We start from the raw sequence: 23,459 nt of genomic DNA, 5'->3' as shown, positions 1-23,459 counted from the left end.
GGGCCCGCACGGGCCCTTTTTCTTTGCCATCATTTTGTCGTGAACGCGGGTTATAACAGTTGCCAGAACGCGTCGATCAGCGGTTCGTTCAGGCGTTTTTTCTGCACGCAGACGCCCAGCTCCAGCGGTGCGCCGACCGTGACGTTATCCAGAATCGTAATGCGGTTGCGGATGGATTCCGGACTGTTATCGACGACGACTGACGGGATAAGCGCGATGCCGCAACCGAGCGCCACCATCGAAACAATCGCTTCGTGGCCGGAGACAGTGGCATAAATCAGCGGATTGCTCAGACGGTTGCGTTTGAACCAGATGTCGATGCGTTTTCGTGCCGGGCCGTGTTCCGGAAGAATGAACGGAATTTGCGACCAGTCGGGCTGTGGTTCACTGACCTGCGTCCGAACCGCGCAGGGCAGGGAGGGCGAAATCAGGATCATCGGAATTTCACCGATTTTTGTGAAATCGACGCTGCCCGGTAGCGTTTCAGGATGCCCGGCGATGCCTAAATCCGCTTCGGTGGATTGCACTTTCTCAACCGCATCGGCGGCATCACCGGTGGTCAGTTTGATTTCTACCAGCGGATGTTGCGCGCGGAAGCGGTCGAGGATGGGCGGCAGATGGCTGTACGCGGCGGTTACCGAGCAGAACAAACGCAGTTCGCCGCTCAGCGTCGGACCATGCTGATCCAGCCCGCTGCGCAGCTGCTGGTAATGCAGCAGCGTCTGCTGGGCAAAGTTTTTGAGTTGTTCGCCTGCACTGGTCAGTTGCACTGTGCGGTTATCACGCTGAAAAAGCGGCTGGCCAAGTTCTTCCTCCAGCCGTTGGATCTGGCGCGACAGCGTTGACGGGCTGACATGCATCGCCTTCGATGAACGGCCAAAATGGCGGCTTTCCGCCAGATGCAAAAACAGTTTCAGATCACGTAAGTCCATAAAGATTACCCGGCTCTTTGGTTTCACAGATGACAAAACAAGAGTATTGCAGATTTTGCAACGTCATCTTCGTAATATATCAATTTAAGCAATGTGTCGCATGACATATAGTGAATTCACGGCGTTCACCGGTTCACGGGTGAAACAAAAAATAACAGCACTTACCTCGAAAGAACGGAGCAAGACATGGCTAACTATTTCAACACACTGAACCTGCGTCAGCAGCTGGCACAACTGGGCAAATGCCGCTTCATGGGTCGCGATGAATTCGCAGACGAAGCCAGCTACCTCAAAGGTAAAAAAGTGGTGATTGTGGGCTGTGGCGCACAAGGTTTGAACCAGGGTCTGAACATGCGTGATTCTGGCCTGGATGTGTCCTACACCCTGCGTGCAGAAGCGATTGCTGAGAAGCGTGCTTCATGGCGTAAAGCGACAGAAAATGGCTTTAAAGTCGGCACCTACGAAGAACTGATCCCGCAGGCGGATCTGGTCGTTAACCTGACCCCAGACAAACAGCACAGCGCAGTGGTTAAAGCAGTTCAGCCACTGATGAAAGACGGCGCGACACTGGGCTACTCTCATGGCTTCAACATCGTTGAGGTAGGCGAGCAGATCCGTAAAGACATCACCGTAGTGATGGTGGCTCCGAAATGTCCGGGTACTGAAGTCCGTGAAGAATACAAACGTGGTTTCGGTGTTCCAACGCTTATCGCCGTTCACCCGGAAAACGATCCTAAAGGCGAAGGCATGGCGATTGCTAAAGCCTGGGCTGCGGCTACCGGCGGCCATCGTGCGGGCGTTCTGCAATCTTCCTTCGTTGCTGAAGTAAAATCTGACCTGATGGGCGAGCAGACTATTCTGTGCGGTATGTTGCAGGCCGGTTCTCTGCTGTGCTTTGACAAACTGGTCGCTGACGGCGTTGATGAAGCCTACGCAGAAAAACTGCTGCAGTTCGGCTGGGAAACCATCACCGAAGCGCTGAAACAAGGCGGCATTACGCTGATGATGGACAGACTGTCTAACCCGGCGAAACTGCGTGCTTATGCGCTGTCCGAGCAGTTGAAAGGCATCATGGCACCGCTGTTCCAGAAACATATGGACGATATCATTTCGGGTGAATTCTCCAGCGGCATGATGGCTGACTGGGCGAACGACGACAAAAACCTGCTGACCTGGCGTGAAGAAACGGGCGCTACCGCGTTCGAAAACGCACCACAGTTCGACGGTAAAATTTCCGAGCAGGAATACTTCGACCACGGTGTTGTGATGATTGCGATGGTGAAAGCGGGCGTTGAGCTGGCCTTCGAAACCATGGTGGCGTCCGGTATCATTGGAGAATCTGCTTACTACGAATCACTGCACGAACTGCCGCTTATCGCCAACACCGTTGCGCGTAAGCGTCTGTACGAAATGAACGTGGTTATCTCTGATACCGCAGAATATGGTAACTACCTGTTTGCTAACGCAGCAGTACCGTTGTTGAAAGAATTCATGACCACCCTGCAGGCGGGTGATTTGGGTAAATCCGTTGCTGAGACTCAGGTTGATAACGCGCAGTTGCGTGACGTTAACGAAGCTATCCGCAACCACCCGATCGAGTCCATTGGTCGCACCCTGCGTGGCTATATGACTGATATGAAACGTATCGCTGTAGCCAGCTGATATCCTTCATCGTTCGAACTACAGATGCGTTGGTTTCCTGTAGATCGAATTATTCGGGTCTCCAGATGCAAAAAAAGGGCACTGCATGAAAATGCGGTGCCCTTTCTTTTTACTGCGACTGCGCCGAAACGGAAACTCAGTTGCGGTATAAAATCTTGATGATGTGGTAACCAAACTGAGTGTGCAGCGGGCCTTGTGGCTCGATCAGCGGCGCGGAAAACACCACTTTATCGAAAGCAGGCACCATGGCACCTTGCTTGAATTCGCCCAGATGGCCGCCTTTTTTACCTGACGGGCAGGTAGAGTGTTTTTTTGCCAGCTTTTCGAAATCGCCGCCGTTTTTCAACTGGGCCAGAATTTCATTCGCCTGTTCTTCTTCCTTAACAAGGATATGCATTGCTGCTGCGGTTTTTGCCATGATTAAGACCCTTTCTCGAGATATGTTCCAAAGGCGTAATGTAACATTTGCAACCGCACATGTGGACTTCGGCCTGCATTCCACAAGCAACAAATTGCGCGGTAAAGCCTGTCAATCTCAGGCGACGTTTCTGCTACAATCGCCGTCCTTGTCTATCAGGTGAGCAAAAATACGCCATGCGATTAAACCCCAGCCAACAACACGCCGTCGAATTCGTCACCGGACCCTGCCTGGTTCTGGCGGGTGCTGGCTCCGGTAAAACCAGGGTAATTACCAATAAAATCGCGCACCTGATCCGCGAATGTGGCTATCAGGCCCGCCATATTGCGGCCGTCACCTTTACCAATAAAGCCGCGCGCGAAATGAAAGAGCGTATCGGGCAAACCCTCGGGCGCAAAGAAGCGCGTGGTTTGCTGATTGCCACGTTCCATACGCTGGGTCTTGAAATCATTAAGCGCGAATTCGCTGCGCTGGGCATGAAATCTAACTTCTCCCTGTTCGACGATCAGGACCAGCTGGCGCTGCTTAAAGAGCTGAGCGAAAAGTGGCTGGAGAACGATAAAACGTTGCTGCAGCAGTTGGTTTCGACGATCTCAAACTGGAAAAACGATCTGGTAGATCCCTCCCATGCTGCTGGCCTTGCACGATCCGAACGTGATCAGATCTTCGCACACTGTTACAGCCTTTATCATGACCACATGCGCGCCTGCAATATTCTCGATTTTGATGACTTGATCCTGTTGCCGACGCTGCTGTTGCAGAAAAACGAAGAAGTGCGCGAACGCTGGCAGAACAGGCTGCGCTATCTGCTGGTGGATGAATACCAGGACACCAATACCAGCCAGTACATGATGGTGAAACTGCTGGTCGGCAACCGTGCGCGTTTTACCGTGGTCGGCGACGACGATCAGTCGATCTACTCCTGGCGTGGTGCGCGCCCCCAGAATCTGGTGCTACTGAAAGAAGATTTCCCGCAATTACAGGTCGTTAAGCTTGAGCAAAACTACCGTTCGACGCAGCGTATTCTGAAAGCCGCTAACATTCTGATCGCCAATAACCCGCACGTTTTCGAGAAGCGTCTGTTTTCTGAGCTGGCGTACGGCGAAGCGCTGAAAGTGGTGACGGCCAACAATGAAGATCATGAAGCCGAGCGCGTGGTCGGCGAGCTGATTGCCCATCACTTCATCAACAAAACTCAGTATGGTGATTACGCTATTTTGTACCGCGGTAATCATCAGTCGCGCCTGTTTGAAAAAATGCTGATGCAAAACCGCATCCCGTACCGAATTTCCGGCGGCACATCGTTCTTTTCTCGCCCTGAGATTAAAGACTTGCTGGCCTATCTGCGCGTTCTGACCAATCCTGACGACGACAGCGCATTCCTGCGCATCGTCAACACGCCACGCCGCGAAATTGGTGCGGCGACCTTGCAGAAGCTCGGCGAGTGGGCGAATCAGCGCAACAAAGGCCTGTTTAAAGCCAGCTTCGACATGGGGCTGAGCCAGTCGCTGACCGGGCGCGGGCTTGAATCCTTACAGCGCTTTACCCACTGGATGGGCACGATTTCCGATTTGGCCGAACGCGAGCCGGTAGCCGCCGTGCGGGATTTGATTCACGGCGTCGATTACGAAAGCTGGCTGTTCGAAACGTCACCGAGCCCGAAAGCAGCAGAAATGCGCATGAAAAACGTCAACCAGCTCTTCAGCTGGATGACCGAAATGCTCGAAGGCACCGATCTCGATGAGCCGATGACGCTCACTCAGGTGGTGACACGCTTTACGCTGCGCGACATGATGGAGCGCGGGGAAAATGATGAAGAGCTGGATCAGGTTCAGCTGATGACGCTGCATGCCTCCAAGGGGCTGGAGTTCCCGTATGTTTATCTGGTGGGCATGGAGGAAGGGTTGTTGCCGCATCAGAGCAGCATTGATGAAGACAATGTGGATGAAGAGAGGCGTCTTGCGTACGTGGGCATTACCCGTGCGCAGAAAGAGCTGACTTTCACGCTGTGCCGCGAACGTCGCCAGTACGGCGAGCTGATCCGCCCCGAGCCGAGCCGTTTCCTGATGGAGTTACCGCAAGATGATCTGGCATGGGAAAGCGAACGTAAGGTGGTGAGTGCGCAGGAGAGGATGGTGAAAGGGCAGAGCCATCTGGAGAAAATCCGCGAACAGCTGGCAAAAGCCAAAGGCGGAAACTGAAAGATTAAGATGTAAAAAAGGCAGGGGATCAACCCTGCCTCAATAATCTACTGATTTATCAGGAAATCAGCGTTGCTCTTCGACAAACAAAGGCCAGTGGACATAACTTTGCCAGTGGCTTTCCTGCTCTAACTCTTCGGCGCGCAGCGGATGCTGTTCCAGCCAGCCCTGCGGCACAATCACACTCAGTTCATCATCATTCGCACGTAAACGCACTGCAGGCAATGTGTCGTCACGACGACGGCTGGCGAAGATGATCGCCAGTCGCAGAATGCGGCAAAGGCGCTGCGCCAGACGCGGCGGCAGAGCATTTTGCTCATTGAGCAAAGGTAAATCGAGCGTGCCGTTTTGATTCTGCAACAGCGTCGCCAGCAGTTTTTTCTGTGCCGGCGTGAAACCCGGTAAATCCAGATGACGGATCAGGTATGCCGCGTGTTGCGGGGCTTTTTTGAAATCGACACTCAAACCGATTTCGTGGATCAGACAGGCGCTGTTAAGCAACTCACGGGCACGGGCATCCAGCTTCCATTCCTGTGACACCTGTATCGAGAAGTTCTCGGCCAGCTGTGCCACGCGTTGCGCCTGTTCGTTATCCAGCAGATAGCGACGTTGCAAATTACGCAATGTGCGCTGACGGATATCCTGTTCGATCGGCAGATGCAGCATCCCGTACACCAGACCTTCGCGCAGTGCTCCGCCAGCCAGTGTCATGGTTTCGATATTCAGGGTTTTGAAGATGGCGATGAGAATCGACAGTCCGCTTGGAAAAACCAGCGCACGTTCCAGCGTCAGACCTTCAATTTCCAGCTCTTCCAGTTTGCCGCACTGAATCGCGCGCTGTTTGAGCTGCTGAAGTTTCGGCAACGTGATGCGCTCGTCCATGCCTTGCGCCACCATGATTTCCTGCAAAGCCTGCACCGTACCGGATGCGCCGACGCAAATCTGCCAGCCGTTAGCGATAAGATCCGGCGCAACGGGCAGGATCATGTCGATCGCGGCCTGTTCGGCCTGATCGAAGTTTTCCTTCGCCAGATTGCGATCGCTAAAATAACGCTCAAGCCACGTGACGCAGCCCATCGGCAAACTGAACAGCGTGGTCGCCTGCGCACCAACGCCGGTCACTAACTCGGTGCTGCCGCCGCCAATATCGACCACCAGACGCTTATCCGGACCACCCGTGGTATGGGCGACACCGTGATAAATCAGACGGGCTTCTTCTTCCCCGGCGATGACCTGTATCGGGCAACCGAGAATGTCCTGCGCTTTACCGAGAAACTCCTCGGCGTTGCTTGCGAGTCGTAAGGTGGCAGTCGCCACCACGCGGATTTGTTCGCGCGGGATATCCTGCAATCGTTCAGAGAACAATTTCAGACATTGCCAGCCGCGCTGCATCGCTTCCTGAGAAAGCAGGTTTTGCTTATCCAAACCTGCGGCCAGACGCACTTTGCGCTTTATTCTGGCGAGGGTCTGGATACTGCCTGCCACCTCACGAACAACCAGCATATGAAAGCTGTTAGAGCCCAGATCGATTGCTGCGTAGAGTGAGGTGGAGCTTAGCATAGGTTATCAGCCCGGACGTTTACGGTTGCTACGCGGTGCGCTGCTGCGACGCGAAGACGAATTGCTGTTACGGCGTGGACCGTTACCGGTACGTGCACGCGCCAGACGTTTCGGAGCAGGCAAATCGGTTAACAGTGCTTCGCTGCTGTATTTGCTGACCGGAATGCTGTGGCCGGTATAGGTTTCGATTGCCGTCAGGTTCAGCGCGTATTCTTCACACGCCAGGCTGATGGAGTGACCGCTCAGGCCAGCACGGCCGGTACGGCCAATACGGTGAACGTAGTCTTCACAATCGTCAGGTAAGTCATAGTTGAAAACGTGTGTTACTGCAGGAATGTGCAGACCACGTGCGGCTACGTCAGTCGCCACCAGAATATCCAGCGTGCCTTTGGTGAAGTCTTCCAGAACGCGCAGGCGCTTTTTCTGAGGGACGTCACCGGTCAGCAGACCCACGCGATGTCCGTCAGCAGCCAGATGGCCCCAGACGTCTTCACAGCGGTGCTTGGTGTTAGCGAAAATGATGCAGCGGTCTGGCCATTCTTCTTCAATCAGCGTCTGTAACAGGCGCATCTTTTCTTCATTAGAAGGGTAGAACAGCTCTTCCTGAATACGGTGACCGGTTTTTTGTTCCGGTTCGATCTCAATCGACTCGGCATTATTCATGTTTTCGAACGCCAGCTCTTTCACACGCCAGGAAAGAGTAGCGGAGAAGAGCATGTTCAGACGTTGTGTTGCTGGCGGCATCCGGCGGAAGATCCAGCGGATATCTTTTATGAAGCCCAGATCGAACATGCGGTCTGCTTCATCCAGTACCACCACCTGAATCGCGCCCAGGTCGATGTGGTTCTGTTTTGCATAATCGATTAAACGGCCAGTGGTTCCGATGAGGATATCCACGCCGCTTTCCAGTACTTTAAGCTGTTTGTCGTAGCCGTCGCCGCCGTATGCCAGACCTAATTTCAGCCCGGTAGACTCGGATAATGCTTCGGCATCAGAGTGGATCTGCACAGCCAGTTCACGCGTCGGTGCCATGATCAAGGCACGCGGTTGGTTGGTCTTACGACCTTCCGCAGCAGGGTGAGAAAGCAGATAATGGAAAGTAGACGCTAGAAAAGCCAGCGTCTTGCCGGTACCGGTTTGCGCCTGACCTGCAACATCACGCCCAGCGAGCGTGATTGGCAAAGCTAATGCCTGGATAGGTGTGCAGTAATGGAACCCTTTCTTTTCAAGGGCTTCTACTGCAAGCGGGTGCAGGGCGAAGTCGGAAAACTTCTTTTCGGTCAAGTGTGTTTTGCTCATAGTGTGGTAGAATATCAGCTAACTATTGCTTTACGAAAGCGTATCCGGTGAAATAAAGTCAACCTAATGTTGGTTAATGCTACATCAACAAGGTAAAGATAATCCTTTGGAGTAGAACATGAGCGATAAAATTATTCACCTGACCGATGACAGTTTCGACAACGACGTATTGAAAGCCGAAGGGCTGGTGCTGGTCGATTTCTGGGCAGAGTGGTGTGGTCCTTGCAAGATGATCGCTCCGATTCTCGATGAAATTGCCACTGAGTTCGAAGGCAAGCTGACCATCGCGAAGTTGAACATTGATGAAAACCCAGGTACTGCACCTAAATACGGCATCCGTGGTATTCCTACCCTGCTGTTATTTAAAGGCGGCGAAGTCGCAGCAACTAAAGTTGGCGCACTGTCGAAAGGTCAGCTGAAAGAGTTCTTAACAGCTAATCTGTAAGCGGTCGGGATGACCCAGACCAGGTGTTTAGCGGGCTGCCGTGTTTTTCACAATGTCCGCTAGACGCCTGTCACGAAGCGTGCTAAGTTTACGCTTACTGCAAATAGAGCTTACCTGTAGTTTGATTCTTACGTTTTACTCTGTTGTGTCAAAAACATCTGCCTGATAGTTTCTTTGAATAAAAATTATATTGAACTGGCACTGTGCTTGACCATCTAACGGTTTTGAAAAAATCGGCTTTAAGACACCTCAATATCAGTTTGCCCCTCTAAAATCGCCCGCTGGCGACTGCCATCGGCTGGATTTTTAAGCTGTTATTTGAGTGTTGTTCTACACAAACAGGCACGGATGACCCTGCCATACCCATTCACGACAGATGTTCGAGACATACCCCGAGTTTAAGAACCCACCATTATGAATCTTACCGAATTAAAGAATACGCCGGTCTCTGACCTGATTGCACTCGGCGAAAATATGGGACTGGAAAACCAGGCCCGCATGCGCAAGCAAGACATTATCTTTTCAATATTGAAGCAGCATGCTAAAAGCGGAGAAGACATCTTCGGTGATGGCGTACTGGAGATATTGCAGGATGGATTTGGTTTCCTCCGCTCCGGAGACAGTTCCTACCTCGCAGGCCCCGACGACATCTACGTATCTCCCAGCCAAATCCGCCGCTTCAACCTTCGCACTGGCGACACCATTTCCGGTAAAATCCGCCCACCTAAAGAAGGTGAACGTTATTTTGCCCTGTTGAAAGTTAATGAAGTTAACTTCGACAAACCAGAAAACGCCCGCAACAAAATCCTGTTTGAAAACTTAACCCCTCTGCACGCAAACTCTCGTCTGCGCATGGAACGTGGTAACGGTTCAACCGAAGATTTGACTGCGCGCGTACTGGATCTGGCTTCCCCAATTGGCCGTGGTCAACGTGGTCTGATTGTGGCGCCGCCGAAAGCCGGTAAAACCATGCTGCTGCAAAACATTGCCACCAGCATTGCGTACAACCATCCAGACTGTGTGCTGATGGTTCTGCTCATTGATGAACGTCCGGAAGAAGTGACCGAGATGCAGCGTCTGGTGAAAGGCGAAGTTATTGCATCCACCTTTGACGAACCGGCTTCCCGCCACGTTCAGGTAGCCGAAATGGTTATCGAAAAAGCGAAACGCCTGGTTGAGCATAAGAAAGACGTCATCATCCTGCTCGACTCCATCACCCGTCTGGCTCGTGCTTACAACACCGTGGTTCCTGCTTCAGGTAAAGTCCTGACCGGTGGTGTGGATGCGAACGCCTTACACCGTCCAAAACGTTTCTTCGGTGCAGCACGTAACGTGGAAGAGGGCGGAAGCCTGACCATCATCGCGACCGCGCTGGTCGATACCGGTTCTAAAATGGATGAAGTTATCTATGAAGAATTTAAAGGTACCGGCAACATGGAACTGCATCTGGCGCGTAAAATCGCTGAGAAGCGCGTGTTCCCTGCTATCGACTACAACCGTTCTGGTACGCGTAAAGAAGAGCTGTTGACCACGTCTGAAGAGCTGCAAAAAATGTGGATCCTGCGCAAAATCATCCATCCAATGGGTGAGATTGATGCGATGGAATTCCTCATCAACAAGCTTGCCATGACCAAAACCAATGACGACTTCTTCGATATGATGAAACGTTCGTAATTTGGTGTAAAAGTCAGCTAACGCCACGCTAAGCCGTGGCGTTTTTTGCTTTTGGTCGCTACCATTGTGCGACTTAGGAGAAACAGTCAGTTTATTCGGATAATAGCTGATGGCTTTTCCATTGCCCTTTCTTTATTTTGTCGACGGACTCCCTGATAACATAAAGAAAGGGCAACAGATAAGGTATTGCCTGAGACAAAACCATAACTGTCACCCCCGGATAGATATAAGGCTGTGAGGTTTATGATGTTCTTGCGCTCAATCCCACGCACCTTATTTTTGCAGAGATCTCTTAACTGTGAACCTACTCACTATGAGTACTGAACTCGTCATTGTTTTCTTATTTTCATTCCTGTTTCTACTTGCTGCCAGAAAGGTAGCGACCAAAATTGGTCTGGTCGATAAACCCAATTTCCGCAAACGCCATCAGGGTCTGGTTCCGCTGGTCGGTGGCATCTCTGTTTACGCCGGTATCTGCTACACCTTTTTCATCACCGATTACCACATTCCCCACGGTCACCTTTATCTCATCTGCGCAGGATTACTGGTGCTGGTTGGGGCGCTGGACGATCGCTATGACATCAGTGTGAAAATTCGCGCGCTGGTGCAAGCCGGTGTTGCCGTCGCCATGATGAGCTTCGCCAATCTGACATTGCGCAATCTTGGGCACCTGATTGGTCCCTGGGAAATGGTGCTCGGGCCGTTTGGCTATCTCTTCACGCTTTTCGCCGTCTGGGCTGCAATTAACGCATTCAATATGGTTGATGGTATCGATGGCCTGCTCGGCGGGCTTTCTTGTGTCAGCTTCGGCGCTATGGGCATCATCATGTACGACAGCGGCCATATGGATCTGGCACTGTGGTGCTTCGCGATGATTGCGGCCACACTTCCCTATATTCTTCTCAATCTGGGCATCTTAGGCCGCCGCTATAAAGTCTTCATGGGCGATGCCGGCAGTACGCTGATTGGTTTCACGGTGATTTGGATCCTGTTGCAAAGTACGCAGGGGGAATCGCATCCGATGAATCCGGTCACCGCACTTTGGCTTATCGCCATCCCTCTGATGGATATGATTGCTATTATGTACCGTCGTCTGCGCAAAGGGCTGAGTCCGTTCTCGGCTGACCGCCAGCATATTCATCATTTGATCATGCGCGCCGGTTTTACTTCCCGTCAGGCATTTGTTTTGATCACCGTCGCTGCGGCGCTGCTGGCAGCAATTGGCGTCATTGGGGAGCACCTGCCGCTGGTGCCTGAATGGCTGATGTTAGTATTATTTTTCTTCGCGTTCCTGCTTTATGGCGTGTGTATTAAACGCGCCTGGCGGGTTGCACGGTTTATTAAGCGGGTCAAAAGGCGTTTGCGCCGCTCCACCGTTCACTAATATTTATAACCCGAGGCTTACTGGCTGTGGATAAATCAGAAATGACAAGTAACCAGAATGAACGCGCCATCGAAAATGAACTCGATATCCGTGGCCTTTGCTGCACCTTATGGAACGGTAAGTTGTGGATTGCGGGTCTGGGGATCCTCTTCGCTCTCGTGGCGCTTGGTTCGTCCTATCTGATGAAGCAGGAATGGAGTGCCACCGCGATCACCGATCGTCCGACGGTGAACAACCTGTCGTCCTATTTCTCTCAGGCGCAGTTTCTGCGTAATCTGGATATGCGCAATGCGCCGCAGACTGACTCCAGCCGCCCGCCGATTTCTGATGAATCCTATAATGAATTTGTGATGCAACTGGCGGCCTATGACACCCGCCGCGATTTTTGGCTGCAATCGCCGTATTACAAGCAACATCAGGAAGGCGATGCGCGGGCGAATGCCGTGTTGCTTGATGATCTGGTTAACGATATTCAGTTCACCGCGCGTGACGGCCTGAAAGTCCCGAATGATATCGTCAAACTGACGGCAGATAACTCCGTCGATGCCAATAAGTTGCTGCGCCAGTACGTTAATTTCGCCAGCGCCCGCGCCTCCCAGCATCTTTATGATGAACTTCAGGGCGCATGGGCCGCGCGTACGCAGTCGATGAAAGCGCAGGTGAAGCGTCAGGAAGAAGTCGCGCAGGCCATTTTCAAACGTACTGCGAACAATACGGAGCAGGCGCTTAAAATCGCTCAGCAGCAGAATATCAATAAGAGTGTGACGGATACGCCAGCCGAAGAGTTGCCGGACTCCGACATGTTCCTGTTGGGCGTCCCGATGTTGAAAGCGCGTCTCGAACTGCTACAAGCTTCCGGTCCGGGGTACGATCTGGAGTATGATCAGAATCGCGCGATGCTTTCTACGCTGAATGTCGGCCCGACGCTGACCGCAAAGTTTCAGACTTACCGTTATCTCAGAACGCCTGAAGAGCCTGTAAAACGTGACAGCCCTCGCCGCGTATTTTTAATGATCATGTGGGGTGTTGTCGGTGGTTTAATCGGGGCTGGCGTTGCCCTGACGCGTCGTAAAAATAAGAGAAACACATTGTGAAAGTGTTGACGATTTTCGGCACCCGTCCGGAGGCCATAAAAATGGCGCCGCTGGTGCATGCTTTGTCGCAGGATGCGGCATTTGAATCCAGAGTTTGTGTCACGGCACAGCACCGTGAAATGCTTGATCAGGTACTTCGACTGTTTGAAATTACACCCGATTATGATCTCGACATCATGAAGCCGGGGCAAGGTCTGACTGAAATAACCTGCCGCATTCTGGCCGGGCTGAAACCCGTACTGGATGATTTCAAACCGGACGTCGTGCTGGTTCATGGCGATACCACGACGACGCTTTCAGCCAGTCTGGCCGCGTTTTACCATCAGATCCCGGTCGGTCACGTTGAGGCCGGATTACGTACCGGCGATCTTTCCTCGCCGTGGCCGGAAGAAGCTAACCGTCTGCTGACGGGGCATCTGGCAACGTGGCATTTTGCGCCGACCGAAAATGCCCGCGCGAATTTACTCAAAGAAAATATCCCTGGGAAGGGCATTTATGTCACCGGCAATACGGTGATTGATGCCTTACTGTGGGTCAGGGATCGCTTCAGCGGAGATACCTCATTGGCGCAACAGCTCGCCGCGAGTTACCCCTTCCTTGATGCCGACAAAAAACTCATTCTGGTTACCGGCCACCGCCGCGAGAGTTTCGGTGACGGGTTTGAGCGGATCTGCTCCGCGCTGGCCGATATCGCCCGCCAGCATCCTGATGTTCAAATTGTCTATCCGGTTCACCTCAATCCTAACGTCAGTGAGCCGGTGAACCGAATCCTGCATGGTATCGACAACATTGTGCTTATCGATCCGCAGGATTACCTGCCGTTTGTCTATCTGATGGATAAGGCCTATCTGATCCTTACCGATTCCGGCGGCGTGCAGGAAGAAGCACCGTCACTGGGCAAACCGGTGCTGGTGATGCGTGAAACCACGGAGCGCCCGGAAGCCGTCGATGCCAAAACGGTCATTCTGGTCGGAACGGATCCCGCCAGAATTGTGGAAGAAGTAAACCGGCTGCTGACGGATGAAAATGAATACAACAGCATGAGCCGCGCACACAATCCTTACGGTGACGGCCATGCGTGTCACCATATTCTTGAAGCACTGAAAAATCATTGGGTATCACAATGAGTTTTAATACGATCTCTGTTATCGGACTGGGTTACATCGGTCTTCCTACCGCCGCCGCGTTTGCTTCGCACCAGAAAAAAGTGGTCGGCGTGGACATCAATCAGCATGCGGTCGACACCATTAACCGCGGGGCGATTCATATTGTCGAACCGGATCTCGATCTGCTGGTGAAGCGGGCCGTCGAAGACGGATTCCTGCGCGCCGTGACCACGCCGGAACCCGCAGACGCTTTCCTGATTGCCGTACCGACGCCTTTCAAAGGCGATCATCTGCCCGACATGAAATTCGTCGAATCCGCCGCGCTTTCTCTGGCGCCAGTGCTCAAAAAAGGCGATTTGATCATTCTGGAATCAACTTCACCCGTTGGCGCGACCGAGAGAATGGCCGCGTTACTGGCCGAAGTGCGTACCGATTTGACCTTCCCGCAACAGGCGGGCGAGCAGGCAGACATCAATATCGCCTACTGCCCGGAGCGCGTTTTGCCGGGGCAGGTGATGGTCGAGCTGATTAAAAATGACCGCGTCATCGGCGGCATGACGGCGCTGTGTTCCCAGCGTGCGAGCGAGCTTTACAACATTTTCCTTAAAGGCGAATGTGTCGTCACCAACTCCCGTACCGCTGAAATGTGCAAGCTGACTGAAAACAGTTTCCGTGATGTAAACATTGCGTTCGCCAATGAGCTTTCGCTGATTTGCGATGCGCAGGGTATCAATGTGTGGGAGCTGATCGGTCTGGCAAACCGCCATCCGCGCGTCAATATTTTGCAGCCGGGACCGGGTGTGGGCGGCCATTGTATCGCCGTCGATCCTTGGTTTATCGTCGCACAAAACCCGGAGCTGGCGCGCATTATCCGCACCGCGCGGGAAGTGAACGACAGTAAGCCGCACTGGGTGGTCGATCGCGTGAAAGCAGCGCTGGCGGATTGCCTGACCACAACAGGCAAACGTGCAGCTGACGTCAAAATCGCCTGCTTTGGTCTGGCGTTTAAACAAAACATCGACGACCTGCGCGAAAGCCCGGCCGTTGAAGTCACGCATTTGATAGCAGACTGGCACGCAGGAGAAACCTGGGCGGTCGAACCGAATGTTCACCAGTTGCCAGATTCGCTGGCCGAAAAAGTGACGTTGCATACGCTCGATGATGCGCTGAAAAATGCCGATCTGCTGGTGATGTTGGTCGATCATGCTTCCTTCAAAGCGATTCCCGCCGATCAGATTGAGCAGTCGTGGATTGTGGATACCAAGGGCGTATGGCGATAAGCCTGCGCGGCAATGTTGACTCCCTCAGCTGGGAGAGTGAATTCTTCCAGTTGCAGAGCGCGAAACTGACGCTCGATGCCGCCGCGCCTGAAGTGACGCCACTGGATTTTGCGCCGTATGCGCTGGTGCAGGCGAAAGTGGACGCCGATCGGATGGATACGCTGGATGCCCTTTCGACGCTGGGTTTCCGGCTGGCAGAGGGTGAAACCGACGTCTGTGTGGCGATAAATCCGCAGGATGCCGCGCTTGCCGCCGGGCGTCTGGCCGTGCCGGAGGAAATTGCTGATGTGGCGGATATCGCCCGAGAGGCATTCCGGCTAAGCCGTTTTCGTGCGCCGTGGTACCACCCGCAGGACAGCGCGCGTTTCTACGCGATGTGGGCGGAGAAAGCGGTGCTCGGCACCTTCGACCATCTTTGCCTGTGGGTCGATGATGAACAGGGCAATGGGCTGGGTTTCGTTACGCTTCGAAGGCTCTCGCCCGAAGAGGCAAGAATTGGCCTGCTGGCCGTCAAACCTGATTGTCAGGGACGGGGAGCGGGCCGGAAATTAATGGCGGCTGCGAAACAGTGGTGTGCTGAACAGGGAGTGTTGCGTTTACACGTCGCCACCCAAACCGGCAATCTCGCGGCCTTAAACCTTTATCTCGCCAGCGGTGGCAAAGTCACGCGCATGGCGTACTGGCTGTACAGGTGAAACAATGATCCCTTTTAATGCGCCTCCGATCGTGGGTACTGAAATTGATTTCATGCGTGAGGCGATGAGCAGCGGCAAATTATGCGGTGACGGCGGCTTTACCCTGCGCTGCCAGCAATGGTTTGAGCAACGTTTTCATTGCCCGAAAGTGTTGCTGACGCCGTCCTGTACGGCTTCTCTTGAAATGGCCGCGCTGCTGCTCGATATCCAGCCCGGCGACGAAGTTATCATGCCGAGCTTCACCTTTGTTTCCACCGCCAACGCGTTTGTGCTGCGTGGCGCGAAAATCGTGTTTGTCGATATCCGCCCGGACACGATGAACATTGACGAAACCCTGATTGAAGCCGCCATCACTGACAAAACCAAAGTGATTGTGCCCGTGCATTACGCCGGAGTGGCCTGTGAAATGGACACCATTATGGCGCTGGCCGAAAAGCATCGACTGTTTGTGGTGGAAGATGCCGCGCAGGGTGTGATGTCCACCTACAAAGGCAAAGCGCTCGGCACTATCGGCCATATCGGCTGTTTCAGTTTCCACGAAACCAAAAACTACACTGCCGGTGGCGAAGGTGGCGCGACGCTGATTAACGACGCAAAACTCATCGACCGCGCGGAAATCATTCGTGAAAAAGGCACCAACCGCAGCCAGTTCTTCCGGGGGCAGGTGGATAAATATACCTGGCGCGATATCGGTTCAAGCTATCTGATGTCGGATTTGCAGGCCGCATATCTGTGGGGAAATCTGGACGCCGCTGAGAAAATTAACCAGCGCCGCCTGTGCATCTGGAATGAGTATTACGAAGCCTTACAGGATCTGTCCGACGCCGGTCGCATCCAATTGCCGGGCATTCCGCAGGATTGCGTGCAAAACGCCCACATGTTCTACGTGCGTCTGAAGGATATCGAAGACCGTGATGCCTTTATCCGCCACATGAAAGCCGCGGATATTCTCACCGTCTTCCATTATATTCCGCTGCACGCCTGCCCGGCGGGTGAAAACTTTGGCCGTTTCGACGGCACTGACCGCTTTACCACGCAGGAAAGCGAACGTCTGGTGCGCCTGCCGCTGTTCTACAACATGACCGATGACACGCAGCGCCTGGTGATTACGGCCATGCTGCAATACTTCGCCTGATATGTCGCTGGCAAAAGCATCTGTCTGGACCGCTGGCTCAACGCTTATCAAAATCGGGGCCGGGCTGCTGGTGGTCAAGCTGCTGGCCGTGGCGTTCGGGCCGGAAGGTGTCGGGCAGGCGGGGAATTTCCGTCAGCTGGTGACGGTGCTGGGCGTATTGTCCGGTGCCGGAATTTTCAATGGTGTCACCAAGTATGTCGCTGAACACCACGAAAATCCTGAGCAGCTTAAAGCGGTCCTTGGCACGTCATCATCGCTGATTTTAGGGTTTTCTACCCTGCTGGCGGCGGTGTTTCTGCTGGCGGCAGCGCCGGTTAGCGTCGGGCTATTTGGGCACGATCGCTATCAGGCTGTGGTTCGTGCCGTGGCCTTTATTCAGATGGGCATCGCCTACGCCAACTATTTTCAGGCCATCCTGAAAGGCTATCGCGATGCGATGGGCAATGCGCTGGCGGTCATCGGTGGCAGCCTGATTGGGTTGCTGGCCTACCTGCTGTGTTTCAATCTTGGCGGTTATGAAGGCGCACTGGCTGGTCTGGCGCTGGTGCCTGCGCTGGTGATTATCCCAGCAGCGGGTATGCTGTGGCGGCGCAGATCCTTTCCGCTGGCGTATCTGAAGCCGGGCTGGGATCGTTTTATCGCCAGTCATCTGGGCAAATTTACGCTGATGGCGGTGATCACCTCCGTCACCATTCCGGTGGCCTATGTGATGATGCGAAATCTGCTGGCAGAACATTACAGCTGGAAAGAGGTGGGGATCTGGCAGGGCGTCAGCAGTATTTCCGACGCGTACCTGCAATTTATCACCGCCTCTTTCAGTGTGTATTTACTGCCGACGCTTTCGCGACTAAAAGACAAGCAGGCGATTTCCCATGAGATCGTCAAGTCGCTGAAATTCGTGCTTCCCGCCGTCGCTGCCGTCAGTTTTACGGTATGGCTGCTGCGGGATTTCGCCATCTGGCTGCTGTTTTCCAAACAGTTTATTGCGATGCGCGATTTGTTCGCCTGGCAGCTGGTAGGTGATGTACTGAAAGTCGGCTCGTATGTTTTTGGGTATCTGGTGATCGCCCGTGCGTCGTTGCGTTTTTACGTGCTGACTGAAATCAGCCAGTTCGCGTTACTGACCGGATTCTCACACTGGCTGATCCCGATTCACGGTTCCCTGGGCGCTGCGCAGGCGTATATGGCGACGTATATCGTCTATTTCGCGCTGTGTTGTACCGTATTTCTTCTTTATCGTAGACGAGCATGACAACGCTGATTCACGTTTTGGGATCTGACATTCCCCACCATAATGTCACCGTACTGCGCTTTTTTAACGACGTGCTGGCCGAATGCGCGCCTGAAAAGCTGATTTGCCATTTTATGGTGGCAGCGAAAGACGCGTCAGCGTTTGCTGCGTTCACGCGTCTGGATATTTGCGTTTATCCTGACAAAAAGTCGCTGGCGGCGGCGGCCATCGCCCGCGCGCAGGTGCGGACGCACCGCTTTTTCTTCCACGGGCAATTTAACCCGACGCTCTGGCTGGCCATCCTGACCGGCAAAATCAAATCGCAGCAGGTGAGCTGGCATATCTGGGGCGCGGATTTGTATGAATCGGCAGGTAGCCTCAAATTTCGGCTGTTTTATATGCTGCGCCGTCTGGCACAGGGACGTATCGGGCACGTTTTTGGCACGCGCGGCGATTTGATTCATTTCCATCAACGGCACCCCCGTGTTCCCTCATCTTTACTCTATTTCCCGACACGCATGGATCCCGCGCTGACTCAGCCGGCAGATCTGCCGGAACCACAAGGGCCGATGAGCGTGCTGGTCGGAAATTCCGGCGATCGCAGCAATCGCCACATTGAAGCCCTGCGATCCTTGCATCAGCAGTTCGGCCCGGATATCCGCGTGATTATTCCGATGGGCTATCCGGCCAATAATCAGACCTATATCGAACTGGTGCGGGCGGAAGCGTTGAAACTTTTCACTCCTGACCATGTTGAACTGATGACCGATGCAATGGCGTTTGAGGATTATCTCAACGTGCTGCGCCGCTGCACGTTGGGCTATTTCATTTTTGACCGGCAGCAGGCGATTGGTACCCAATGTTTGCTGATCCAGTTCGGCGTGCCGTTTGTGGTCAGCCGCCAGAATCCGTTCTGGCAGGATCTGGCGGAACAGCATCTGCCGGTGCTGTTTTACGGTGACGCACTGGATGCGAATACCGTGGCCGAGGCGCGTCGCCAGTTGCTCAATACCAACCGGCAGAACATTGCTTTCTTTAACCCGAATTACGTTACCGGCTGGCAGCAGGCGCTGCTGCTGGCGGCGGGAGAGGCATCATGACGCTGGCACAGTTAGGTGGCCTGTCTTTGGTTTACGCGCTCTCGCTGCTGTTTATCCTGACGCTGACCTATAAAGAATTCCGGCGGGTGCGTTTCAACTTCAACGTCCTGTTTTCGTTGCTGTACCTGCTGACATTTTATTTCGGTTTTCCACTGACCTGTGTGCTGGTTTTCCAGTTTGATGTCAAAGTGGTACCGGTGGAAAACCTGTTGCAGGCCATGCTCGCCGCCACCTGTTTCTACGGCATTTACTACGTCAGTTACAAAACGCGGCTGAAGGCCAAACGTGACGGGCCTTCACGGGCGATATTCACCATGAACCGGGTGGAGACGCACCTGACGTGGATCCTGCTGGCGCTGATCGCTGTGGTAACGGTCTCTGTCTTCTTTATGCACAACGGTTTTTTGTTGTTTAAGCTGAAGTCCTACAGCCAGATTTTTTCCAGCGACGTTTCCGGCGTGGCCCTCAAACGCTTCTTCTATTTCTTCATCCCAGCCATGCTGGTGGTATTTTTCCTCAAGCCGGATGTGCGCCGCTGGCTGTTTTTCCTCGCCAGCACCGTTGCGTTTGGTTTCCTGACTTACGTTATCGTCGGCGGCACACGCGCCAACATTATCATCGCTTTTGCGTTGTTTCTGTTTATCGGCATTGTGCGCGGCTGGATCTCGTTGTGGATGCTGGCGGCCGCAGGCGTGCTGGGGATTGTCGGGATGTTCTGGCTGGCGCTGAAGCGCTATGGCCTGAACGTCAGCGGCCCGGAAGCGTTTTATACCTTCCTGTATCTGACGCGCGATACCTTCTCGCCCTGGGAAAACCTCGGCCTGTTGTTGCAGAACTACGACAAAATCAGCTTCCAGGGTCTCGCACCCATCGTGCGTGACTTCTACGTCTTTATCCCCGGCTGGCTGTGGCACGACCGTCCGAGCGTGGTGCTTAACTCTGCCAACTATTTCACCTGGGAAGTGCTCGATAACCATTCAGGTCTGGCGATTTCCCCAACGCTGATTGGATCGCTGGTGGTGATGGGCGGCGTGTGGTTTATTCCGCTCGGTGCCGTCGCTGTGGGCATGATCATCAAGTGGTTTGACTGGCTATATGAGAAAGGCAAAGCTGATGCAAATAAGTATAAAGCGGCGATTCTGCAAAGTTTCTGCTTCGGCGCAGTCTTCAATATTATCGTGCTGGCCCGTGAAGGCGTGGATTCCTTCTTCTCACGGGTGGTGTTTTTCTGTGTCGTGTTCGGTGCCTGTCTGATCGCAGCCAAATTGTTGTGCTGGATGTTGGACGCTGCGGGGCTGATCCGTGCCAAAATGCCGCGCAATGAAAACCCCATCGGGACGGTAGCTGTCAGGAAAGCCAATGAACTCTGAAAAAAATAACATTCCACACTATGACATACGCGGGATAAGCCTCTGGGGCTTTCGCGATATGGCGCATTTTCTCGATTATTTGTTTGCCGGTCATCAGGTGAAAACCGGTGCGCTGGTGGCAATGAATGCTGAGAAAGTACTGACCGTCGAAAGTAATCCGGAACTCAGCACGCTGATTGGCCAGGCAGAATACAAATACGCAGACGGGATCAGCATTGTGCGTGCCATCCGCAAGAAATATCCCCAGGCGAAAGTGTCACGCATTGCGGGTGCCGATTTGTGGGAAGGCCTGATGCAGCGCGCAGGCGCAGAAGGTACGCCGGTGTTTCTGATCGGCGGTAAACCGGAGATTCTGCAACAAACCGAAGACAAGTTGCGCGCGCAGTGGAACGTCAATATCGCCGGCAGCCAGAGCGGGTATTTCACGCCGGATCAGCGCGACGCGTTATTTGAACGGGTGAAAGCCAGCGGCGCGGCGATCGTGACCGTCGCGATGGGCTCGCCGAAGCAGGAAATCCTGATGCGCGACTGCCGCCTCGTTCACCCGGACGCGCTGTATATGGGGATCGGCGGCACCTACGACGTGTTTACCGGCCATGTGAAACGCGCCCCGAAGATCTGGCAGAAGATGGGGCTGGAGTGGCTTTACCGCCTGATTTCGCAACCGAGCCGTCTGCGCCGTCAGCTGAAGCTGCTCAAATTCGTCCGCTATTACTATACGGGAAGTCTGTAATTATCTTCGCCGTCCTGAATAAACCTCAGGGCGGCGCGTCACCTCTCATTTCTCACTTCTCCTCTCTGCAATTTGCAGTCTGTCTTGCCTATCAATGCGTATCTTTCTCAATTGTGGTTTGCAACTCATCTGAAAATACGAAACCATAACGCCGTTTTTCCGCGGTCTGCGGGGGATCTCACAATAAAAATAACATTCCGGTCATTCCGGAAGGCAAACACCAACACAGAGAAATTGAGGATCTATGGCGAATCAAGAAGAGAAGGGTGGGCTACACCGCGGGCTGGAAGCCCGGCATATTGAGCTTATCGCGCTGGGCGGTACCATTGGTGTCGGACTGTTTATGGGCGCGGCGAGTACGCTGAAATGGGCGGGGCCTTCCGTGCTGCTGGCGTACATTCTGGCGGGGATTTTTGTCTTCTTTATCATGCGTTCAATGGGCGAGATGCTGCATCTGGAGCCGGTGGCCGGGTCATTTGCGGTTTATGCGCACAAATATCTCGGGCCTTACTATGGCTATCTGACAGCCTGGAGCTACTGGTTCATGTGGATAGCGGTGGGGATTTCAGAAATCACCGCTATCGGCGTCTACGCGCAATACTGGTTCCCTGAATTACCGCAGTGGATCCCGGCGCTGATGGCTGTGGCAATTGTCGCTGCAGCCAATCTGGCCGCCGTGAAACTTTACGGTGAGATGGAATTCTGGTTTGCGCTGATCAAAATCACCACCATCATTGTGATGATTGTGGTCGGTCTGGCCGTAATCTTCTTCGGTTTCGGTAATCACGGTGAACCGGTTGGCTTTGCCAATCTGACCGCGCACGGCGGTTTCTTCGCCGGTGGCTGGAAAGGGTTCCTGTTTGCGTTGTGTATCGTCGTGGCGTCTTATCAGGGTGTCGAACTGGTGGGTATTACCGCTGGTGAAGCGAAAAACCCGCAGGTGACGCTCAAGCGTGCCATCAACAATATCCTGTGGCGTATCCTGATTTTCTACGTGGGCGCGATTTTCGTCATCATCACCATCTTCCCGTGGAATGAAATGGGGACGCACGGCAGCCCGTTCGTGCTGACGTTCGCGAAGATTGGTATCGCCTCGGCGGCGGGCATCATCAACTTTGTAGTGCTGACGGCGGCGCTGTCCGGTTGTAACAGCGGCATGTACAGCTGCGGGCGCATGCTCTATGCATTGTCTAAGAATCGCCAGTTGCCTGCGTTTTTGAGCAATGTTTCGAAAAGTGGCGTGCCGGTGTACGGCATCGCGATCACCATTTTATGTCTGCTGGTCGGCTCATGTCTGAACTACCTGATCCCGAATCCTGAGAAAGTCTTCGTCTACGTTTACAGTGCCAGCGTCCTGCCGGGCATGGTGCCGTGGTTCGTGGTGCTCATCAGCCAGCTGCGTTTTCGTGAAGCACATAAAGAGAAACTGAAGAACCATCCGTTCAAATCAATTCTGTTCCCTTATACCAACTATCTGACGCTGATTTTCCTGACCTGCGTACTGGTGGGCATGGCGATTAACCCGGATACGCGCATTTCGTTGCTGGTAGGCGGTATTTTCATCGCGGGAGTGTCCCTGATATACTTCGGCCTTGGCATGCATAAGCGTGCTGCGCTGATGACGGAAAAGGCAAAATAACGTCGTAAGTCATGGGTGGGGAAGGTAAGGCGCTTACTTTTAATGCGTATTGGACAAAGCGTAATCAAACGCAATATTTCTGATAAAAAGCACTAGACAGCTAGTCGTTAAAACCGTAGTATCCCCACCCGCAACGGCGCTAAGCGCCCGTAGCTCAGCTGGATAGAGCGCTGCCCTCCGGAGGCAGAGGTCTCAGGTTCGAATCCTGTCGGGCGCACCATTAAGTTTGCGCTAGAGTTGCGGTGGTCTTGTTTGAAGTTGAACGGTCCACGATGTAGAAAAGTTTGAAATGGTGGCTATAGCTCAGTTGGTAGAGCCCTGGATTGTGATTCCAGTTGTCGTGGGTTCGAGCCCCATTAGCCACCCCAAATTTTTTAAATGATTTTGTGATTGTGACATGCGATGGTGGCGGAATTGGTAGACGCGCTAGCTTCAGGTGTTAGTGTCCTTTGGATGTGAGGGTTCGAGTCCCTCCCTTCGCACCACACACACAAAAAGCAT

General features: G+C 53.4%; 19 protein-coding genes and 3 tRNA genes. 18 read left to right on the top strand and 4 right to left on the bottom strand.

Annotation, left to right across the window (positions count from 1 at the left end):
- Nucleotides 1-50: 50 nt before the first annotated feature.
- The gene (gene ilvY, locus I2123_RS00945; RefSeq protein ID WP_213051599.1) at nucleotides 51-932 is read right to left on the bottom strand and encodes an HTH-type transcriptional activator IlvY; all 882 of its coding nucleotides are present in this window, start codon (nucleotides 930-932) and stop codon (nucleotides 51-53) included.
- Between the two features lie 186 nt (nucleotides 933-1,118).
- On the opposite strand from ilvY, the gene ilvC reads away from it, so the two are divergent.
- Nucleotides 1,119-2,594: a ketol-acid reductoisomerase gene (gene ilvC, locus I2123_RS00940; protein WP_213051598.1), complete on the top strand. Its 1,476-nt coding sequence runs from the start codon at nucleotides 1,119-1,121 to the stop codon at nucleotides 2,592-2,594.
- 136 nt (nucleotides 2,595-2,730) lie between these two features.
- Here the strand turns inward: ilvC and ppiC are convergent, their stop codons facing one another.
- Nucleotides 2,731-3,012 (bottom strand): peptidylprolyl isomerase PpiC, encoded by a 282-nt coding sequence (gene ppiC, locus I2123_RS00935; RefSeq protein WP_112165480.1) that lies wholly within the window; start codon nucleotides 3,010-3,012, stop codon nucleotides 2,731-2,733.
- 176 nt (nucleotides 3,013-3,188) lie between these two features.
- On the opposite strand from ppiC, the gene rep reads away from it, so the two are divergent.
- The gene (gene rep / locus I2123_RS00930; protein WP_213051597.1) at nucleotides 3,189-5,213 is read left to right on the top strand and encodes a DNA helicase Rep; all 2,025 of its coding nucleotides are present in this window, start codon (nucleotides 3,189-3,191) and stop codon (nucleotides 5,211-5,213) included.
- 66 nt (nucleotides 5,214-5,279) lie between these two features.
- Here rep and gppA read toward each other — a convergent pair whose 3' ends face one another.
- On the bottom strand, nucleotides 5,280-6,773 hold the full coding sequence (gene gppA / locus I2123_RS00925) for a guanosine-5'-triphosphate,3'-diphosphate diphosphatase (protein WP_112165484.1): 1,494 nt from the start codon (nucleotides 6,771-6,773) through the stop codon (nucleotides 5,280-5,282).
- A 6-nt stretch (nucleotides 6,774-6,779) separates the two neighbouring features.
- Complete coding sequence (gene rhlB / locus I2123_RS00920; protein ID WP_112165487.1) at nucleotides 6,780-8,072, bottom strand: ATP-dependent RNA helicase RhlB; 1,293 nt, start codon at nucleotides 8,070-8,072, stop codon at nucleotides 6,780-6,782.
- Between the two features lie 118 nt (nucleotides 8,073-8,190).
- On the opposite strand from rhlB, the gene trxA reads away from it, so the two are divergent.
- From trxA to I2123_RS00840, 16 genes are all read left to right on the top strand, one after another.
- Nucleotides 8,191-8,517, top strand: coding sequence for a thioredoxin TrxA (gene trxA / locus I2123_RS00915; protein ID WP_013577537.1), 327 nt, complete (start codon nucleotides 8,191-8,193; stop codon nucleotides 8,515-8,517).
- 414 nt (nucleotides 8,518-8,931) lie between these two features.
- A complete protein-coding gene (gene rho, locus I2123_RS00910) occupies nucleotides 8,932-10,191 on the top strand; it encodes a transcription termination factor Rho (RefSeq protein ID WP_056772325.1) in 1,260 nt (419 codons plus the stop codon).
- Between the two features lie 298 nt (nucleotides 10,192-10,489).
- The gene (wecA, locus tag I2123_RS00905) at nucleotides 10,490-11,575 is read left to right on the top strand and encodes a UDP-N-acetylglucosamine--undecaprenyl-phosphate N-acetylglucosaminephosphotransferase (protein ID WP_112165488.1); all 1,086 of its coding nucleotides are present in this window, start codon (nucleotides 10,490-10,492) and stop codon (nucleotides 11,573-11,575) included.
- Between the two features lie 41 nt (nucleotides 11,576-11,616).
- Entirely contained in the window at nucleotides 11,617-12,669 is a 1,053-nt protein-coding gene (gene wzzE / locus I2123_RS00900) for an ECA polysaccharide chain length modulation protein (RefSeq protein ID WP_112165489.1), read from the top strand.
- The gene (gene wecB / locus I2123_RS00895) at nucleotides 12,666-13,796 is read left to right on the top strand and encodes a non-hydrolyzing UDP-N-acetylglucosamine 2-epimerase (protein WP_112165491.1); all 1,131 of its coding nucleotides are present in this window, start codon (nucleotides 12,666-12,668) and stop codon (nucleotides 13,794-13,796) included. Before wzzE ends, wecB begins: the two co-directional genes overlap by 4 nt.
- The gene (gene wecC, locus I2123_RS00890; protein ID WP_112165493.1) at nucleotides 13,793-15,055 is read left to right on the top strand and encodes a UDP-N-acetyl-D-mannosamine dehydrogenase; all 1,263 of its coding nucleotides are present in this window, start codon (nucleotides 13,793-13,795) and stop codon (nucleotides 15,053-15,055) included. Before wecB ends, wecC begins: the two co-directional genes overlap by 4 nt.
- Nucleotides 15,046-15,750, top strand: coding sequence for a dTDP-4-amino-4,6-dideoxy-D-galactose acyltransferase (rffC, locus tag I2123_RS00885; protein WP_213051596.1), 705 nt, complete (start codon nucleotides 15,046-15,048; stop codon nucleotides 15,748-15,750). The genes wecC and rffC overlap by 10 nt, the downstream gene beginning before the upstream one ends.
- Before the next feature lie 4 nt (nucleotides 15,751-15,754).
- On the top strand, nucleotides 15,755-16,885 hold the full coding sequence (gene rffA / locus I2123_RS00880) for a dTDP-4-amino-4,6-dideoxygalactose transaminase (RefSeq protein ID WP_213051595.1): 1,131 nt from the start codon (nucleotides 15,755-15,757) through the stop codon (nucleotides 16,883-16,885).
- Between the two features lies 1 nt (nucleotide 16,886).
- Nucleotides 16,887-18,137, top strand: a complete 1,251-nt coding sequence (gene wzxE, locus I2123_RS00875; protein ID WP_213051594.1) for a lipid III flippase WzxE — start codon at nucleotides 16,887-16,889, stop codon at nucleotides 18,135-18,137.
- Complete coding sequence (locus I2123_RS00870; RefSeq protein WP_213051593.1) at nucleotides 18,134-19,216, top strand: TDP-N-acetylfucosamine:lipid II N-acetylfucosaminyltransferase; 1,083 nt, start codon at nucleotides 18,134-18,136, stop codon at nucleotides 19,214-19,216. The genes wzxE and I2123_RS00870 overlap by 4 nt, the downstream gene beginning before the upstream one ends.
- Nucleotides 19,213-20,586, top strand: a complete 1,374-nt coding sequence (gene wzyE / locus I2123_RS00865; RefSeq protein ID WP_213051592.1) for an ECA oligosaccharide polymerase — start codon at nucleotides 19,213-19,215, stop codon at nucleotides 20,584-20,586. The genes I2123_RS00870 and wzyE overlap by 4 nt, the downstream gene beginning before the upstream one ends.
- The gene (gene wecG / locus I2123_RS00860) at nucleotides 20,576-21,319 is read left to right on the top strand and encodes a lipopolysaccharide N-acetylmannosaminouronosyltransferase (RefSeq protein ID WP_213051591.1); all 744 of its coding nucleotides are present in this window, start codon (nucleotides 20,576-20,578) and stop codon (nucleotides 21,317-21,319) included. Before wzyE ends, wecG begins: the two co-directional genes overlap by 11 nt.
- Nucleotides 21,320-21,563: 244 nt before the next feature.
- Nucleotides 21,564-22,958 (top strand): bifunctional threonine/serine APC transporter ThrP, encoded by a 1,395-nt coding sequence (thrP, locus tag I2123_RS00855; protein WP_112165508.1) that lies wholly within the window; start codon nucleotides 21,564-21,566, stop codon nucleotides 22,956-22,958.
- Between the two features lie 143 nt (nucleotides 22,959-23,101).
- Nucleotides 23,102-23,178: transfer RNA gene (locus tag I2123_RS00850), tRNA-Arg, on the top strand.
- Nucleotides 23,179-23,250: 72 nt separating this feature from the next.
- Nucleotides 23,251-23,326, top strand: a tRNA-His gene (locus I2123_RS00845).
- A 31-nt stretch (nucleotides 23,327-23,357) separates the two neighbouring features.
- Nucleotides 23,358-23,443 (top strand) — tRNA-Leu (locus I2123_RS00840).
- Nucleotides 23,444-23,459 lie beyond the last annotated feature (16 nt).

The organism is Rahnella inusitata (assembly GCF_018288855.1).
Classification (GTDB): Bacteria; Pseudomonadota; Gammaproteobacteria; order Enterobacterales; family Enterobacteriaceae; genus Rahnella; species Rahnella inusitata.
This window is presented reverse-complemented; position numbering and strand designations above follow the sequence as displayed.